Genomic DNA, 16,245 nt, shown 5'->3' with positions numbered 1-16,245 from the left:
TCTATTTCACCACGTCCAGGGCCACCTGGAGCACCCGGCGGGCCACCGGCGCCGCATCCCGCCCGCCCAGGCCGCCGTGCTCGAGTACCACCGCCAGCGCCACGCGCGGCGCGTCGGCCGGCGCGAACGCGATGAACCATGCATGGGAGGGTCGACCCTCCACCGTGGCGGTCCCGGTCTTGCCGGCGACCGCCACGCCCGGCAGCCCGGCCCCGCGACCGGTCCCCCGGCGCACGACGTCGACCATCGCCGCCCGCACGGCTCGGGCGACAGGCGGCGCGAGCACGCGCACGACGCCGGGTGGCGATCGACGGTCGACCGTCCGGCCTCCGTACGTGCGCACCTCGCGCACCATGTAGGGCTGTGGCCGCTGCCCCTCCAGCGCGATCGTGGCCGCGACCACCGCCATCTGGAGCGGCGAGACGAGCAGGCTTCCCTGCCCGAACGCCATCTGAGCAACGCCGTCGTCGGCTACCTCCTGCGGTGGCGGCAGGTGCCCGGCGGCGGAGGGCATCTCCAGCGCGGGCGCCGTCCCCAGCCCGAACGCTGAGGAGACCTCGCGCAATGTGTCTGCGCGCGTGCGCAGCCCCAGCTCGATGAACGCCACGTTGCAGGACTGCACGAGCGCGTCGTGCAGTGTCAGTTGCCCGTGCCCGCGCCCGCCGAAATCCGTGATCCGGCGTCCACGCACGACGATAAAACCGGGGCAGGTGAACTCCGTCTGGGGCGTTGCCGCGCCGCGGCTCAGTGCCGCGGCCATCGTGACGATCTTGAACGTGGACCCCGGCGGGTACAGACCGTGCAGCACGCGGTTGAGCAGCGGAGCACCCTCCGCGCGGCGCAGCTTCTCCCACTGCGATTCGACCTCGTTGGGGTCGAACGACGGACGGCTGGCCATCGCCAACACCGCTCCGTCTCGTGCGTCGAGCACGACCACCGCACCCGGCCGTCTGCCCAGCGCGGCGAAAGCGGCACTCTGGATGTCCAGATCCAGCGTTGTCACCACGTCCAGCCCCCGCCGAGGCCGCGCCGTCAGGCGGTCCCTCACGTCGTCCCACAGCGCCCGGTCCTCCAGGCCCAGCAGTTCGGCGTCCAGAGCGGCCTCCAGGCCGGTCTTGCCCAGCCGCAGGTTGCGGTATCCGACGACGTGCGCCCCCGCAGCACCCGCCGGGTAACGGCGCACGACCCGCGCCCCCTCGTAGGTCGTCTCGGCCAGCACCCGCAACCGCCGGTCGAGGATCGCCCCGCGGTGGATGCGCTCCTCGGCCAGCAGCAGGCGCGGGTTGCGGGCATCGGTCGCCAGCTCGCCGCCCCGCCAGACCTGCCAGTAACCGGCCCACAGGGCTTGGAGGGCGAATAGAGACAAAAACGCCGTCGCGATCCTACGGATGCGGCCTGCCATCCTGACGCTCCGACCGCCGTATCGGTGAGGCCGCCTCGTGGGAGACCGCGTGCAGCAGGCCCAGCAGCACGAAGTTGCTCACGATCGACGACCCGCCGTAGCTCATGAACGGCAGCGTGATCCCCGTCAACGGGAGCAGTCGGGTCGCACCGCCCAAGATCAGCAGCGTCTGCACCGCCAGTACGCACGCCGCTCCGGTCGCCAGCAGCCGGGAAACGTTCGGCTGTGCGCGCAGGGCGATCCCGAACGCACGCGCCAGGAGCAGGGCGTACAGGAGGATCACACCCACCGCGCCGGCAAACCCCAGCTCCTCGGCGACCGCGGCGAAGATCAGGTCCGTGTGGACGGCCGGGATCAGGTCGGGGTGCCCGAGCCCGAGTCCCGTGCCCACCAGGCCGCCGCTCCCCAGCGCGAACAGCGCCTGCGCGATCTGGTAGCCGGCACCCGGCAGGTCGCGCCACGGATCGACCCACGCGTCGATCCGCACGCGCACGTGCGCAAACGCCAAGTAGCACACCGCCGCACCGACGACGAACGCCGCCGCCCCGACCAAAACGTAGTCGCCGCGACCGGTCGCCGCGTACACCATGAGCAGCACGATCGCAAAGTATAGCAACGCGCCGCCCAGGTCCCGTTGGACGACGAGCAGCAGCAGGCTCAAGGCGAGCATCACCACCACCGGCCCTAGCGCGCGCAGCTCCAACGGACGGGACCTTCCCTCGGTGATCCACTTGCCGTGCTCGGAGAGGTAGGCGGCCAAAAACACGACGAGCAGAACCTTCACCGCCTCCGAAGGCTGGAAGCTGACGAAACCGAGGTCGATCCACTGCCGCGCCCCACCGCGCTCGACACCGAAAACGAGCGCCGCGCCCAGCAACGACAGCGCCGCCGCGGCGCTGAGGTAGCGGTAGCGTGCCAGCCGCGAAGGATCCCTCGCCAACTGCAGCGTCCCCAGCAGCAGCGCGAACCCCAAGCAGACCCACGTGGCCTGCCGCAGCATCAGGCTGGGCTGCAGGCGGTAGATCTGCGCCAGCCCCAGCCCGACGATCGCCGCCGTCACCGGCAGCAAGAGTGCGTCGCCCCGGTAGCCGCCGCGGTGCAGGACCCAGCCCACGACCGGGAACCCCACGAGCGCCGCCGCACCGTACAGCAACGGGATGGGGGGTGAGCCCCAGTAACGGGCAAAGTGGACGAGCGACAGCGCCAGCAACCCGACGCCCACGGCCAGTGCGTGCAACCGGGCGGTCTGCGACGTCAGCGCCGACATCGCCCTCACCGCGGCTCCTGCCGCAACTCCTCCACGATCCTCACGGCCTCTTCGGCATCCCACACCCACAGCCCGCGTTGCAGTCGCTGCCGGTAGGCGGGAGCCACCTCCTCCAGCGGCGTCGCGAAAGTTCGCTCCGCCCGATATGCCCGCAACCCCCCGACCTCCAGGGGCAGCCCTCGAAACAGCGTCACCTGTCCCCCCTCGACGCCCAGGAAGTAGGAGCGCTGCGACAACGCGCCGGCGGCGGCCAACGCCATGGCCAGCGCGGCCGCCGCCAGGTGCCGGGAGCAGCGGCGCGGGGCCCCAACGCACACCTCGACGGTCAGTGCGGTGGCGTTGTCCTCCCCTTCACGCGCGACCACCTCCTCTACGATCCGCCGCGCGGCACCCTCTGAGGCGAGCAGGTGGGCGAGTCGATCGTCCGGCACCGCCTTATACACCCCGTCGGTACACAGCAGCACGACGTCGCCCGGCCGCAGGCCGACCGGGTTCACCTGTGGGCGCACCGAACCCGCGCCCACCGCCTGGGTGAGGACGTTCCGGTGGGCGTGGCGCGCGGCCTCCGTCAGCCCGAGCGCGTGGGCGCGCACGAGTTCAGCGGTCACCGAGTGGTCCTCGGTGAGCGGCGACAGGGTGCCGTCACGCAACCGGTAGGCGCGGCTGTCGCCGACGTGGACGATCGCCGCCTCGCTGCCCAAGACGCACAACGCCGTCAGCGTGGTCCCGGGGGGCGCGCGGTCGGCATCGGGGACGGCCCGGGCCACGGCCTCACCGGCGTCGACCACAGCGGCGGAGCACGCATCGGCCAGTGGTTCCCCGCCGCGCAGGCGCCGTGCCAACGATCGCGCGAACGCCCGCACGGCGGCTCGGCTGGCGAGGTGGCCTCCATACCCTCCGCCCACCCCGTCGGCCACGGCGTAGACGCCCAGGCCGCGCCGCACCCACGACAGCGCGGCGTCCTCGTTGCGGGCCCGCTGGCCCGGGTGCGTGGCAACGACCGCTCGCAGCCTCAAGCCCACCTCCCGTGTCGATGTCCCGACGCGGATCGTCTGCGGCGTGTGGGCCGGCCGCCGCGCGGTGATGAGTCAGTTCGACGTCGAGCGGAACCGAAACACCGTCTGTCCGATCTTCAGCGTGTCGCCGTCCTGGATCGGCACCGGTGCCGTCACCCGTCGCTCGTTGAGGTAGGTGCCGTTCTTCGAGCCCAGGTCCTCGACCCAAAAGGCAGAGCCGTGCAGCACCAGCCGAGCGTGCTGCGCGCTGGCGAACTCGTCGGGCAGCAGGATCTGGGCAGCCGGCGAGCGTCCCAGCACCGCCCCGGACGCGACGACGAACGTCTGACCGCGGCTCAGGCCGTCCCCGCCACGCTCCACCACCAGCGTGGCGGTTTGCGGCGTTTGCTCGGCCGCCGCTGCGGCCCGCAGCTCCGATTCCATCACGCGCACCGCCCGGTACAGGAACCAGAACAGCCCGGCGAGCACGACGTAGCGCAGGGGCTGCAGGATCAGGTCGTTCATTCTTCTTCGCGGTACTCCAGCACCGTGGTCCCGATCCGAATGCGATCACCCGGCCGGAGCAGGCGGCGGTGCACGCGCTGGCCGTTGACGAACGTGCCGTTGGTGGAGTCCAGATCCACGACGAGCGCACCCTCCGGCGTGCGTTCGACGCGGAGGTGTTCGCGCGAGACGTTGGGATCGGGGACCACGACGTCGCAACCCTGCCGGCGTCCGATGAGGATCGGACGGGCCGCCACCGGGACGACGGCTCCGCGCGGCTCTCCTTCCGCCACCGTGAGCACGGCCCGCCGACCCGCCCCGCCGATCCGGTACACCCGGGTGTCGGCGACCTCCGCCGGTCCTTCCGTCTGCGCCGACGGACCGGCGACGGTGCGCGACTGCACCTGCACCCTGCCGGATTCGACCGCCTCGCTGGAGTGGATGTGGACCTGCAGGGGGCCGACCAGTGTGAAACCCCGCGATTCGGCATGCTCGCGCAGGTAGGCCACGAGTTCGGACACCAGCGCGTCCTGGAATCCCGCCAGCCCGGCGTGGTCGCGCGGGCTCAGCACCACCGTAAAGGCGTTGGGCGCATACGTCCGCGACACGCTGGGCGTCTGGCCCTCTTCCATCGCGCGGGCGAGCTGCCTGGCAATCTCGACCGGGTGCAGAGGGCCCTTGAACGTGCGGGCGAACAGTCCCTCCACGAGGGATTCCAGTCGTTTCTCCCAACGCGCAAACAGGCTCATGGCACCGACGCGGGGGTGGGCACCCAACGGCTGGCCGGCCGCTGGATGGGAGGCGATCCGGGATCCGCGATCCGCCTGGGCATCCGGCCGGGCGTAAAGGCGTTTCGCAGCTGGCCGCAGGCCGCCATGATGTCGGTGCCCCGCTCGATCCGCACCGTGGCCGGTACGCCACAGCGGCGCAGCGCCCGGGCGAACCCACGCACATCCTGCGGGCAGGGACGCTCATACGGCATGCCCGGCACCGGATTCCACGGGATGAGGTTGACGTGGGCCAGAGCGCCCCGCAGCAGGGCACCGAGCCGGCGTGCCATCTCGGGCGTGTCGTTGACGCCGCGCATCAGCACGTACTCGAAGGTGACGCGACGCCGTGTCGTCCCAGCATAATCCCAGCACGCTTCCAGCAGCTCCGCGATCGGATACTGGGCGTTGATCGGCACCAGTGCCGATCGCAGCCGGTCGTCCGGGGCGTGCAGGGAGACCGCCAGCGTGACGGGCAGGCGCTCGGTCGCCAGCCGTCGGATCTGCGGGACGAGCCCCACCGTCGATATGGTAATGTGGCGCATCCCGATCCCCGCACCGTACGGCGCACCCAGCAGGCGCACCGCCCGAACCGTGGCGTCGTAGTTCGCCAGCGGCTCGCCCATCCCCATGAACACGACGCGGTTGATCGTCTCGTTGGCATCCTGCTGCATCCGGTGCACCTGGTCGACGATCTCGCCCGCGGTGAGGTTGCGCGCAAGGCCCACCTGGCCGGTGGCGCAGAAGGTGCAGGCCATCGCGCATCCCACCTGGGTCGAGACGCACGCGGTGCGCCGGCCGTCCGCGTAGCGCATCAAGACGCTCTCGATCGTGCTGCCGTCCGCGGCGACCAGAAGGTACTTCGTCGTGCTGCCTTCGGTCGAGGTCAGCCGCCGACCGATCCGCAATGCGGTGATCCGCGCCACCGCGGGCAGCGCGGCGCGCAGCCGCGCGGGGAGGTCGGTCATCTCCTCGAAGGTCTGCGCACCGTGCCGGTGCACCCACCGGGCGAGCTGTCGCCCGCGGTAGGCCGGCTCGCCCAGGGTCAGAGCGAACGCCTCCAGTTCGTCGACGGTCATGGAGCGGAGGTCGGGCGCCTGGCTCGGTCTCACGTTCGCCTCATCCTGGCCACGAAGAAACTGTCCGTCCCGTGCAGATGCGGCAGGAGGAGCAACGTCCCGTCCGAGGCCGCCAGCGCGTCGCTCCTCCACGGGATCGAGAACGGCTCGAGGCTGAACTCCCCCTGCGCCACCCACCATTGTACGACGTCGGGCCCTTCCTCCGGCTCGGTCGAGCAGACGGCGTACACCAGCACACCTCCCCGCCGCACCGCACCCGCCGCGCCAGCCAGGATCTCCCGCTGCCGAGCGGAGGCCCGTCGCAGATGCTGCTCGCGGATGCGCCATCGGATCTCCGGCCGCCGGCGCACCACGCCCAGCCCGGTACACGGCGCGTCCACCAACACGCGGTCGGCATCGCGGACTGGCAGGTCGCGCGCGTCCGCGCGCGTCGGTTCCACGCAGCCGGCACCCGCCCGGTCGACGGCCTGGCGGATCGCGCGCACCTTGGCATCGGTGACGTCGCAGGCGATCACGCGGCCCCGGTTGGCCACAACGGCTGCGATGTGCGTGCTCTTCCCGCCCGGCGCGGCGCAGGCGTCGACGACCGTCTCTCCGGGTTCGGGGGCCAGTGCCCGCACGACCGCCATCGACCCTTCGTCCTGCGCGACAACCACACCCCCGGCCACCAAGGGCATCCGGTCCGGCAGCGAACCGGCCGTCACCCGAAGCGACTCGGGCAAAGACCCGGGCTCGACGGTCACCCCGGCCGCCGCCAGGGCTTGCACCGCCTGCTGGGGGGAGGCCCGCAGGGTGTTCACGCGGAGGAACGTGGGCGGCGTCCCGTTGTTGGCCGCGCACACGGCGGACGCCTGCTCGATCCCCCATCGGGCGATCCAACGCCGCACCAACCACAGCGGATGGCTGCCGCGTATCGCCAGCGCCTCGTCGGGGGCAGCCGGCGGTGGGGGCTCGCCGGATGCGGCGAGCGCCCTCAGCACGGCGTTGACCAGTGCCGCGCTTCGGCGGTGGCCCCGGCGCTTGGCCATCTCCACCGACTCGTTGACGGCCGCGTGCGCGGGGATGCGGTCCAAGAACAGGATCTGATAGGCGCCCAGCCGCAGGATCTGGCGAATCGCAGGTGGCAGGCGGCCGAAGGGCTCTCGCAGGAAGCCGGCCAGGGCATAGTCCACCCGCCCACGCCACCGCAGGACACCCAGGGCCAGCTCGGTCGCCAGGGCGGCCTCCGGAGCCGGCAGGCTGGCGCGTTCAAGCGTCCGCAGCAGGGCCACGTTGCTGAACGCCCCGGTCTCGACGGCATCGAGGACTTCCAGGGCGGCCTCGCGGCCGGTGCGCGGTGCGGCCGACCGGGCAACCGCCGGGGGCCGCGTCCCGCGTACCACGGGCGGCTAGTGTCGGGACATGTTGCGCAGCGCGATCAGGCGGAGCAGTTGGATGATCGCCATCGCGGCCGCGGCCACGTAGGTCATGGCGGCGGCGTTGAGCACCGCGCGCACGCCCTGCGACTCCCGCGGGGTGATCAGGCCGTTGCCCGCCAGGACCGCGACCGCGCGGCGGCTGGCGTCGAACTCAACGGGCAGCGTGACCAACGTGAAGGCCACCACACCGACGAACAGCAAAATGCCGATGTCCATCAGCCACCCGCCACCCTGCCCGAGGATCATGCCGATGAAGAACAGCCAGATCCCCAGCTGGGAGCCGATGCCGGCGACCGGGACGATCGCGTTGCGCAGCGCCAGCGGCGCGTAGTTCTCCTTGTGCTGCAACGCGTGCCCGGCCTCGTGCGCGGCGACGCCGAGGGCCGCGACGGAGTTGCTGGCGTACACCTCCGGAGACAGGCGCAACGTCTTGGAGCGTGGGTCGTAGTGGTCGGTCAACATCCCCTGGACCGGCTCGATGCGGACGTCGTGCAGTCCGTAGGTGGCGAGGATGCGCTCCGCCGCCTCCGCCCCGGTCAGACCCGTCGCCGTCGGCACGCGGCTGTAGCGGCCAAACGTCGACCGAACCTGGAACTGGGCCCAGAGTGCGAACAGAAAACCGAAGATCGCCAGCCAGAACAGCGGTCCTCCGAAGAACATCATCTCTTCAGCACCTCCGGGCCCTATTCTAGCAGGAGGGGCTCACCCGAGCACCTCTCCGACCGTGAGCCGGTGGCCGCGGGCGTAGTCCGCCGCAGACATCCTCCGTCCCGAGGCCGGCTGCACCTCGACGACTTCGAGCGCGCCCTCGCCCGTGCCGACGACGAATCCCTCTTCGGTCAAACGCAGCACACATCCGGGCGCGCCTTCGTCACTCACCACGCGACCCCTCCGGATTGCCACCCGTTCGCCGCCGCGGAAGGTGAACGCTTTGGGCCACGGCTCCATCGCCCGGATGTGCCGCTCGATCTGCGCGGCCGGGTGCGTCCAGTCGATCCGCCCATCCTCCTTGGTCAGCTTGCCGAAGTAACTGGCCGCCGCGGGGTCCTGGGGCGCGGGGCGGGCCTCGCCCCGCCCGATCGCGTCGACGACCTCCACCAGCAGCCGTGCGCCGACTTGCGCGAGTCGAGCCTCCAACGTGCCGGCGGTGTCGTCGGGCAGGATGGGGACCTCACGCTGCGCGAGGATGTCGCCCGCATCCAGCTCGGCGGTCTGCCGGATCACCGTCACACCCGTTACCGCGTCTCCGTGCAGGATCGCCCGTTGGATCGGTGACGCCCCGCGGTATTTTGGGAGCAATGAGGGATGCAGGTTGATGCAGCCGTGCGCAGGCAGATCCAGCAACCAGCGGGGGATGATCTTGCCGTACGCAACGGTGACGCCGAGGTCGGGCGCTAGGGCCTCGACCTGCGCGCGCACATCGCGCAGCCTGTCGGGTTGCAGCACGGGGATACCGAGCTCTCTCGCACGCACCGCGACGGGGGGCGGAGTGAGCCTCCGCCCGCGCCCCGCCGGTCGGTCGGGCTGCGTGATGACCGCCACGACACCGTGACGCGAGGCCAGGGCTTCCAAGGAGGGCAGTGCGAACGACGGCGTACCCAAGAACAGTACCCTCACGGTCGGCAGCCGCTCACCCCACCACCTCCTCCGCCCGTTCTTCGGGCGCCAGCTCGTCGACCCGATGGATGTGTTCCGGTCCGTCGACGCGGTCGGTGATCAGGATGCCGTCGAGGTGGTCGATCTCGTGCTGCAGGATGCGCGCGAGCCAGCCGGTCGCGCGGATCTCCACCCGACGGTTGCGCCGGTTCTTCGCGCGCACCACGACGTCCACCGCCCGCCGCACATCGCACACGATGCCGGGGATGGACAGACAGCCCTCGCGGCCCATCTCCTCACCCTGCATCCGCACGATCTCCGGGTCAGCGAGCTGGTAGGTGATCCCATCGTACTCCGCGACGAGGATGCGTCGGCCGATGCCGACCTGGGGCGCCGCCAGGCCGACGCCGGGGGCCGCCCGCATCAACGCCAGCATCTGGTCCATCAGCCGCGCGACCTGCGGCGTCACCTGCCCCACCGGCTTCGCCTTGCGTCGCAGCACCGCGCCCCGTGGACTGCCCACCGTGATGATCTTCATGACCGCCGCAGTCCGTTGTGTGTGATCCGCAGATCAGTGTACCAGCGGCCGCAGGGCCCCGGAGCCGGCTACAGCATCTCCACCGGGTCGACGTCGATTGCGATGCGCACGCCGGGCGGACGCCGCCACGCCGCCAGCCCCTGGCGCACGGCGTCTCGCAGCGCCTGCGCATCTTGGCCGCGCGCGACGATCTGCCAGCGGTACCAGCCGCGCAACCGGCTCAAGGGTGCGGGGCTGGGACCCAGGATCTCGGCTGCGGCCAGCGAGTCCGCCAGGGACCGCGCCGCCGTCCGCGCGTCGGCCAGTGCCCTCGCGGAGACGATCAGCTGGATCAGCGAACTGAAAGGAGGATAGCGCAGCGCCCTTCGCGCGGCGATCTCCTCCTCGAAGAATGCCATGTCGTCGCCGCATGCCGCCAGGACCGCGGGGTGTTTCGGTTGATAGGTCTGGATGATCACCTCGCCGGGGGACTCACCGCGGCCGGCGCGACCGGCCACCTGGACGAGCTGCTGCAGCGCGCGCTCCCCGGCGCGGAAGTCCGGTAGACTCAGAGCCACGTCAGCCGCCACGACGCCCACCAGCCCGACCCCCGGGAGGTCGAGGCCCTTCGCGATCATCTGGGTGCCGACGAGCACCTGCACCCGCCGCTGGCGCAGGTCGTCCATCAGCCGCTGGTGGGCACCGCGCCGCGACATCGTGTCGCGGTCGGCGCGCGCCACATCCACGCCTGGAAACAGTCGGCGCACCTCCTCCTCGACGCGCTGCGTCCCCGGGCCGAACGGACGCAGGTGTATGCCACGGCAGGACGGACACGCAGAGGGGGCTGGCAGCACGCGGCCGCAGTAGTGGCAACGCAGCGCCCGGGTCGCGAGGTGGTAGGTGAGCGCGACGCCGCAGCCGTGACACCGGGGGACGTGCCCGCACTCGCGGCAGACGAGAGCGGACGCGTAGCCGCGGCGGTTCAGATACAGCAGGACCTGATCGCCGGAGGCGATGCGGGCCCGCATCGCCTCGATGAGGGCTCGTCCGAACACCGACCGTCCATCTTCCCTGCGCATGTCGGTGATGCGGATCGCCGGCAGCGGTCTTGCGGCGACCCGAGACCGAAGCCGCAGCCAGCGCCAACTGCCCTGCTGCGCCCGCCACAGTGACTCCACCGAAGGGGTCGCGCTGCCCAACAGGACCGGGACGCCCCGGCGGCGCGAGCGCTCCAACGCCACGTCGCGTGCGTGGTAGCGGGGCGCGTTCGTCTGCTTGTAGGCGCCCTCGTGCTCCTCGTCCACGACCACCAGGCCGATGTCAGCCAGCGGCGCGAACACCGCGGAGCGGGGACCCACGACCACATCGTAGTCTCCCCGGCGGATCCGCCACCAGGTGTCGTACCGCTCGCCGGCGCTCAGGCGGCTGTGCAGGACCGCGACGCGCTCACCGAAGCGACCGGCAAAGCGCGCCACCGTCTGCGGCGTCAGGGCGATCTCCGGCACCAGCACCAGCGCCCGCCGCCCGCGCTGGATCGCCGAGCCGACCGCACGAAGGTACACCTCGGTCTTGCCGCTGCCGGTTACGCCGTGCAACAGGAAGACCTCGTGGCGACTGTTGTCCAGCGCATCCAAGACCGCATCGAGCGCCTCCCGTTGCTCGGCGGTCAGTTCGGCCGGAACGGAGGTATCTCGGTACGTACCGCGCAGGGGATCTCGGACCGCCTCGACGCGCACCTCCTCGACCAGCCCCTCGCGCAGCAGCGCCCGCAGCGCCCCTCCCCCTCCACGCAACACCGCCGCGCGGGGTGCTTCCCCCGCCTCTGCGAGCATCCGGAGGATGCGCGCGCGCTGTGGGGCGTGCAGGCGGTAGCGGTCCACTGCCTCCCACGCCGCCTCCGGCGGCACCGCAAGGCGCAGCAGGACCTCTCGACGGGGTGAGATCGCCGGAGGGCGCACCTGCGTGCGGACGTGGACCCATCCCGCCGCCTGCATGCGCGCCAGCGCGCGGCGCACCGCACCCCGCCCGATCGCCGCCACCAGATCCTCTTCGTCGGCGCCCTGAGGGCCCAGTGCGCCGAGGAGCGCGCGCTCGGTGGCGGAGAGCATCGACGCATCGAGCGGTTCCGCCCCGCGGACCACCCACCGCCGCAGATGGGCGAGCGCATCGGAGGGGATCGCACAGCGCAGCGCCTCCTGCGGGGTCGCCAGATAATGTTCTGCCACCCACTGCGCGAGTTCCCAGATTTCTTCGTCGAACAAGGAGTCCGGACTCACGACGTCGGTGATCGGCAGGACATCGGGTGTGGGTGCGTGGTCGTCGAAGCCCACGATGAATCCCGGTACCGACCTGCGCGACAACGGCACGACCACCCGGACACCGAACCGCACCCGCCCCTCCATCTCCTCCGGCACCCGATAGTGGAAGGGAGCGCGCAGGGACCCGACCGGCAGATCGATCAGGACGAGGGCATAGCGCATGGTCGGCCGAAGACCCTGGGGACTCGACGAGTGCAGCAGATAGCCGGTTCGGGGCTTGCCCGCTACCGGATGGCCTCCTTCAGCAGAACCCTGGCGGCCGCGAGGATCTCCTCCGGCTCGGCCATCCGGCCCCAGCCTTCCTGGCCGGATGCGAGCCGGCCCCGTACCGGGCCGACGAACCGGTAGCCCCACTCCTGCAGCCTCGCGACGTTGCGGCGCGTGGCTGGATGCTGCCACATCTCCTCGCTCATCGCCGGCGCCAGCAGCACCGGAGCGCGCGTCGCGAGCGCAGTGGCGGTGACCACGTCGTCGGCAAACCCATGCGCCAGACAAGCGATGGTCTGCGCGGTCGCCGGCGCGATGACGTACAGGTCCGCCTGGGATCCCAGCGCGACGTGCGGCTCGTCGTACGGGCCGTGAGGGTCCCACATGTCGGTGGTGACCGGGTTCTGCGACAACGCCCGGAACGTGACGGGGCCGACGAAGCGTTGCGCCGAGGCGGTCATCAGCACGTGCACCCGGTTGCCCTCGCGCCGCAGCGCGCTCACGAGGGAAGCGATCTTGTACGCGGAGATCCCGCCGCACACGCCCACCAGAACCATCGGGTCGGCGGAGGGCAGCCTCGGTTGCCGTGTCAGGTCGGGTTCCATCGCATCCCCTCAACACCCGGCCGCGACCAGAGCCCGCGCGAGCGTCTCGAGTGCGTCGGCCACCTGTTCTTTCTGCCATCGCTCGGTGTCGAGCACGACGTGATACGGCGACAGGTCGTTCAGGTCGATGCCGTACAGCGCCCGATAGCGCCTGTGCTCGCTCGCCTCACGCGTCTGGAGTTCCTCGAGGGCGACGCGGGGATCCATCCCTTCCCTCCGGGCGACGCGCTGTGCGCGCACCTCCAGCGGTGCCCGCAGCCACACCTTCATCTCCGCCGGGACGAACCAGCCGGCCAGCCGTGAATCCACGACGGCATTGCCGTCCTTGGCCATCTCCACCTGGAGCCGGTCGATCTCACGATCGATCGAGGGGTCGCGCTCGGCCATCTCCGAGAACTTCAACAGGGTGACGCCGCGCTGTTCGGCCCATCGGCGCATGACTTCGCCCGCCGACAGGTACCGCAATCCGAGGCGTGCGGCCAGGGCCCGCGCGGCCGTCGTCTTGCCGCTGGCGATGAGGCCGCTGACCGTGATGATCATGGCGCGCCCGCGGTGGGCGCGACGGCTACCGGCATGATCCCGCGGCAGCTAGCGCTCCGCACCTGCCTCCTCACCCGGCTCGCGAGACGCCAGGCGGTGGGCGACGGTCTCGGGCTGCACAGCCGACAGGAGCACGTGGCCGCTGTCCGTGATCACCACCGCGCGCGTCCTCCTCCCGTAGGTGGCGTCGATCAGCGAACCGTTCTCGCGCGCCTCCTGGATGATCCGCTTGATCGGCGCAGAGTCCGGGCTGACGATCGCCACGATCCGGTTGGCGGCCACGATGTTGCCGAATCCGATGTTGACCAGCTTCGGTTCCATGAACCCCCTCACGGTTCGGGCGCAGCGGTCGGGATCCGCTGTCCGCCGTCACTCCACGTTCGCCACCTGCTCGCGCAGACTCTCCAGCTGTGACTTCATCTCCAGCACGGCTTGCGTGATCGCCAGATCCGTGGCCTTCGATCCGATCGTGTTCACCTCCCGGCCAATCTCCTGCAGGAGGAATTCCAGCTTGCGCCCCACGGGGCCGCGGCCGTCGAGCAGAAATCGCATGTGGGCGAAGTGACTGCGCAGGCGCGTGATCTCCTCGCTGATGTCCGCGCGCTCGGCGAACAGCGCGACTTCAACTGCGAGCCGCGCGTCGTCGACTTCAGCGCCGCCGGCCGCCCGCAACAGCTCGCCGATCCTCCGCCGCAACCGCCGCGCGTAGTCCTCCACGACCCGATCGGCGCGGGAGGCCACTTGATCGGCCAGCGTCTCCAGGCGGTCCAGCCGCCTCAGAAGGTCTCGGGCGAGCCGCTGCCCCTCGGCGCGGCGCATCGCCACGAGATTCTCGACCGCCGCATCGACCGCCGGCGCGATCGCCGTCCACGCCGCTTCAGGGTCCTCGCGCTCGGTTTCGACCCGGACGACATCGGGCAGCGAAAGCAGCACCGACAGCGGCACCGCATCGGGCGCTTCGAGGACCCGTTGCAGTTCCCGAACCGCCTCCGCGTACCGCCGCGCCAGCTCCACATCGATCCGCACAGACCGCGCACGAGGCGACGGATCGTCTTTGAGCACGGCGACCTCGATGCGCCCGCGCGACACGCGCCCGCCGACCACGGCGCGCACGCGGTCTTCGAGTGCGCCCAGCTCGCGCGGGAGTCGGACAGAGACCTCCAGGAACCGGTGGTTCACCGACCGCGCCTCCACCACCCATCGCCCGGCGTCCGTGCGCGCCTCCGCGGCGCCGTATCCCGTCATGCTGTGGACCACACCACGCTCCCGACGCGGCCGACCGCCCGCTTCCCTTATGATAAGCCCCGGATGCCCGATCTCCCTGCCCCGTCGTTCGACGCCGTCACCCTCGCCGCTGTCGCGGCCGAGTTGGGACCGCTGCTGCCCGCGCGCATCCGCCGCGTGGCGCAGCCGGACCCGCACGAGGTCGTGTTGGAACTGCGCGGCGTGGGGATCCTGCTGCTGTCGGCGGACCCGCGCTGGGCCCGCGCGCACCTGCTGGAGGCATGGCCGGACGGCGACGGGAGCGGGCCGTTCGGCCAACTCCTCCGCGCCCGCCTCAACGACGCCCTGGTCACCGGTTTGGTGCACCCCGCGTTCGAGCGCGTGTTGGAACTTCACGTGGACGCTCTCGACGGCCCGTACCGTCTAGTCGCCGAACCCATGGGAAAGCACGCGAACCTCATCCTCGTCCGGGACGGCCTGGTGGTGGGCGCCGCCAAGGTGATCGGCCCCCACCGATCCCGGCTGCGTCCCGTCGTGCCCGGGTCCCCGTATGCGCCCCCACCGCCGGACACCCGCCCTCGGCCGGGCAAAGTGTTGGACCTGGGCCACGTGCTCGCGCAGGGCACCGGGCCCGCTTGGCGGCGCCTGCTGGCCGCGGTGGCCGGCATCGGGCCCCTGCTGGCGTACGAGCTGTGCACCCGCGCCGGCCACATCGATGCGTCCGTCTTCGACGCGGCCGCCGCTTCGCGCCTGGCGGCGGAACTGGACGACCTCGCGCGGCGGGTGCACCAGGCGGACTTCGATCCGCGGCTGTACCGTCAGGGCGAGCAGGCGACCTACAGCCCGTTCCCGTTCGTCTGCCTGCGGGGCTGGCACGAAGTCGCCACCACGATGAGTCGCGCGATCGAGCAAACACTCGGTGCGCGCATCGTCGACGACCGGCGGCAACAGCGGTGCCGCGCTCTGCGCGGGCAGATCGAGTCGGCGCTGCGACGCAGGCGCAACGCCCTCGCACAGGCGGAGCGCAGCCTGACGGAAGCCACAGACGCAGATCGGCTGCGGATGTTCGGGGAGTTGCTGCTCGCCTACGCGGCCCAGGTCCCGCGCGGCGTCGACGTCGTCGCGCTTGCCGACTACGAAGGCCGCCCCACCGAGATCCCGCTCGACCCCGCGCGCAGCGCGATCGAAAATGCCCAGCACTACTTCCGGCGATACCGGAAGGTGCGCGCGGGTGCCGAATCCCTCCCGGTACGGATCGCCGCGCTGCGCGACGAGATCACCTATCTGGAGGCGGCGCGCTTTTACGTCGAGAACGCGCACACGGACGAAGACCTGGTGGAGATCGAGCAGGAACTCGCCGACGCGGGCTACCTGCGCCACCCCCGCGAGCGGCGCCGCGTACCCACGGTCTCCCAACCGCGGACCTATCAGGTGGACGGGTTCACCGTGTGGGTCGGACGATCCGGCCGCGACAACGACCGCGTGACGTTCCGCCTGGCGGCACCCTCCGACCTCTGGTTCCACGCGCGGGGTCAGCCCGGCGCTCACGTCATCCTCCAGGTAGCGGGTCGACGGCCCGAGGAACGTACGATCGAACGCGTGGCCGCCCTCGCCGCCTACCACAGCGCCGGCCGCGACGCCGGCGCCGTCGATGTCGACGTCACCGAGCGGCGCAACGTCTGGAAGCCGAAGGGCGCACCGCCTGGTGTTGCCCATTATCGGGGCGAGCGAACGCTGCGGGTCCGGCCCTGGTCGGGGTCGGCCCCCCCGGTCTGAGCGATCGCCGCCCGGAGAGCATCCGCCCAA

Annotated in this window: 16 protein-coding genes; 1 reads left to right on the top strand and 15 read right to left on the bottom strand. The window is 71.3% G+C overall.

The genetic code is table 11. The features are described from left to right. Position 1: 1 nt before the first annotated feature. The 15 genes from QN163_03240 to QN163_03170 form a co-directional block, all read right to left on the bottom strand. On the bottom strand, positions 2-1,402 hold the full coding sequence (locus QN163_03240) for a penicillin-binding transpeptidase domain-containing protein (GenBank protein ID MDR5683028.1): 1,401 nt from the start codon (positions 1,400-1,402) through the stop codon (positions 2-4). After that, entirely contained in the window at positions 1,383-2,669 is a 1,287-nt protein-coding gene (locus QN163_03235) for an FtsW/RodA/SpoVE family cell cycle protein (protein ID MDR5683027.1), read from the bottom strand. Before QN163_03235 ends, QN163_03240 begins: the two co-directional genes overlap by 20 nt. Before the next feature lie 5 nt (positions 2,670-2,674). Beyond that, on the bottom strand, positions 2,675-3,685 hold the full coding sequence (locus QN163_03230; protein ID MDR5683026.1) for a protein phosphatase 2C domain-containing protein: 1,011 nt from the start codon (positions 3,683-3,685) through the stop codon (positions 2,675-2,677). A gap of 72 nt (positions 3,686-3,757) precedes the next feature. Then, positions 3,758-4,189 (bottom strand): FHA domain-containing protein, encoded by a 432-nt coding sequence (locus QN163_03225; GenBank protein MDR5683025.1) that lies wholly within the window; start codon positions 4,187-4,189, stop codon positions 3,758-3,760. After that, positions 4,186-4,917 (bottom strand): DUF3662 and FHA domain-containing protein, encoded by a 732-nt coding sequence (locus QN163_03220; protein ID MDR5683024.1) that lies wholly within the window; start codon positions 4,915-4,917, stop codon positions 4,186-4,188. The genes QN163_03225 and QN163_03220 overlap by 4 nt, the downstream gene beginning before the upstream one ends. Next, on the bottom strand, positions 4,914-6,047 hold the full coding sequence (gene rlmN, locus QN163_03215) for a 23S rRNA (adenine(2503)-C(2))-methyltransferase RlmN (protein MDR5683023.1): 1,134 nt from the start codon (positions 6,045-6,047) through the stop codon (positions 4,914-4,916). The genes QN163_03220 and rlmN overlap by 4 nt, the downstream gene beginning before the upstream one ends. Continuing rightward, positions 6,044-7,396: a 16S rRNA (cytosine(967)-C(5))-methyltransferase RsmB gene (gene rsmB, locus QN163_03210; GenBank protein MDR5683022.1), complete on the bottom strand. Its 1,353-nt coding sequence runs from the start codon at positions 7,394-7,396 to the stop codon at positions 6,044-6,046. Before rsmB ends, rlmN begins: the two co-directional genes overlap by 4 nt. 6 nt (positions 7,397-7,402) lie before the next feature. Next, the gene (locus tag QN163_03205; GenBank protein MDR5683021.1) at positions 7,403-8,095 is read right to left on the bottom strand and encodes a zinc metallopeptidase; all 693 of its coding nucleotides are present in this window, start codon (positions 8,093-8,095) and stop codon (positions 7,403-7,405) included. 39 nt (positions 8,096-8,134) lie between these two features. Continuing rightward, positions 8,135-9,049, bottom strand: coding sequence for a methionyl-tRNA formyltransferase (gene fmt / locus QN163_03200; GenBank protein MDR5683020.1), 915 nt, complete (start codon positions 9,047-9,049; stop codon positions 8,135-8,137). Positions 9,050-9,062: 13 nt separating this feature from the next. Then, on the bottom strand, positions 9,063-9,566 hold the full coding sequence (gene def / locus QN163_03195) for a peptide deformylase (protein ID MDR5683019.1): 504 nt from the start codon (positions 9,564-9,566) through the stop codon (positions 9,063-9,065). A gap of 68 nt (positions 9,567-9,634) precedes the next feature. Beyond that, complete coding sequence (gene priA / locus QN163_03190; protein ID MDR5683018.1) at positions 9,635-12,025, bottom strand: primosomal protein N'; 2,391 nt, start codon at positions 12,023-12,025, stop codon at positions 9,635-9,637. A 62-nt stretch (positions 12,026-12,087) separates the two neighbouring features. Beyond that, positions 12,088-12,675: a flavoprotein gene (locus QN163_03185; protein MDR5683017.1), complete on the bottom strand. Its 588-nt coding sequence runs from the start codon at positions 12,673-12,675 to the stop codon at positions 12,088-12,090. A gap of 9 nt (positions 12,676-12,684) precedes the next feature. Continuing rightward, positions 12,685-13,215 (bottom strand): AAA family ATPase, encoded by a 531-nt coding sequence (locus QN163_03180; GenBank protein MDR5683016.1) that lies wholly within the window; start codon positions 13,213-13,215, stop codon positions 12,685-12,687. Positions 13,216-13,263: 48 nt separating this feature from the next. After that, positions 13,264-13,536 (bottom strand): DUF370 domain-containing protein, encoded by a 273-nt coding sequence (locus QN163_03175; GenBank protein ID MDR5683015.1) that lies wholly within the window; start codon positions 13,534-13,536, stop codon positions 13,264-13,266. 48 nt (positions 13,537-13,584) lie between these two features. Next, complete coding sequence (locus QN163_03170) at positions 13,585-14,472, bottom strand: YicC/YloC family endoribonuclease (protein MDR5683014.1); 888 nt, start codon at positions 14,470-14,472, stop codon at positions 13,585-13,587. 51 nt (positions 14,473-14,523) lie between these two features. Between QN163_03170 and QN163_03165 the strand changes: the two genes are divergently transcribed. Further along, positions 14,524-16,215, top strand: coding sequence for an NFACT family protein (locus tag QN163_03165; protein MDR5683013.1), 1,692 nt, complete (start codon positions 14,524-14,526; stop codon positions 16,213-16,215). Positions 16,216-16,245: the final 30 nt, after the last annotated feature.

The organism is Armatimonadota bacterium (assembly GCA_031432545.1).
GTDB classification, from domain to species: Bacteria; Sysuimicrobiota; Sysuimicrobiia; order Sysuimicrobiales; family Sysuimicrobiaceae; genus Caldifonticola; species Caldifonticola tengchongensis.
Note: the sequence above shows the minus strand (reverse complement) of the source record. Positions and strands in the feature narration are given on the sequence as shown.

Bases quoted from the DNA above. Each gene is read 5' to 3' on its own strand.
- QN163_03240 (MDR5683028.1), bottom strand. From the start codon at position 1,402: ATGGCAGGCCGCATCCGTAGGATCGCGACGGCGTTTTTGTCTCTATTC.
- QN163_03235 (MDR5683027.1), bottom strand. From the start codon at position 2,669: ATGTCGGCGCTGACGTCGCAGACCGCCCGGTTGCACGCACTGGCCGTG.
- QN163_03225 (MDR5683025.1), bottom strand. From the start codon at position 4,189: ATGAACGACCTGATCCTGCAGCCCCTGCGCTACGTCGTGCTCGCCGGG.
- QN163_03220 (MDR5683024.1), bottom strand. From the start codon at position 4,917: ATGAGCCTGTTTGCGCGTTGGGAGAAACGACTGGAATCCCTCGTGGAG.
- QN163_03205 (MDR5683021.1), bottom strand. From the start codon at position 8,095: ATGATGTTCTTCGGAGGACCGCTGTTCTGGCTGGCGATCTTCGGTTTT.
- def (MDR5683019.1), bottom strand. From the start codon at position 9,566: ATGAAGATCATCACGGTGGGCAGTCCACGGGGCGCGGTGCTGCGACGC.
- priA (MDR5683018.1), bottom strand. From the start codon at position 12,025: ATGCGCTATGCCCTCGTCCTGATCGATCTGCCGGTCGGGTCCCTGCGC.
- QN163_03185 (MDR5683017.1), bottom strand. From the start codon at position 12,675: ATGGAACCCGACCTGACACGGCAACCGAGGCTGCCCTCCGCCGACCCG.
- QN163_03180 (MDR5683016.1), bottom strand. From the start codon at position 13,215: ATGATCATCACGGTCAGCGGCCTCATCGCCAGCGGCAAGACGACGGCC.
- QN163_03175 (MDR5683015.1), bottom strand. From the start codon at position 13,536: ATGGAACCGAAGCTGGTCAACATCGGATTCGGCAACATCGTGGCCGCC.
- QN163_03165 (MDR5683013.1), top strand. From the start codon at position 14,524: ATGCCCGATCTCCCTGCCCCGTCGTTCGACGCCGTCACCCTCGCCGCT.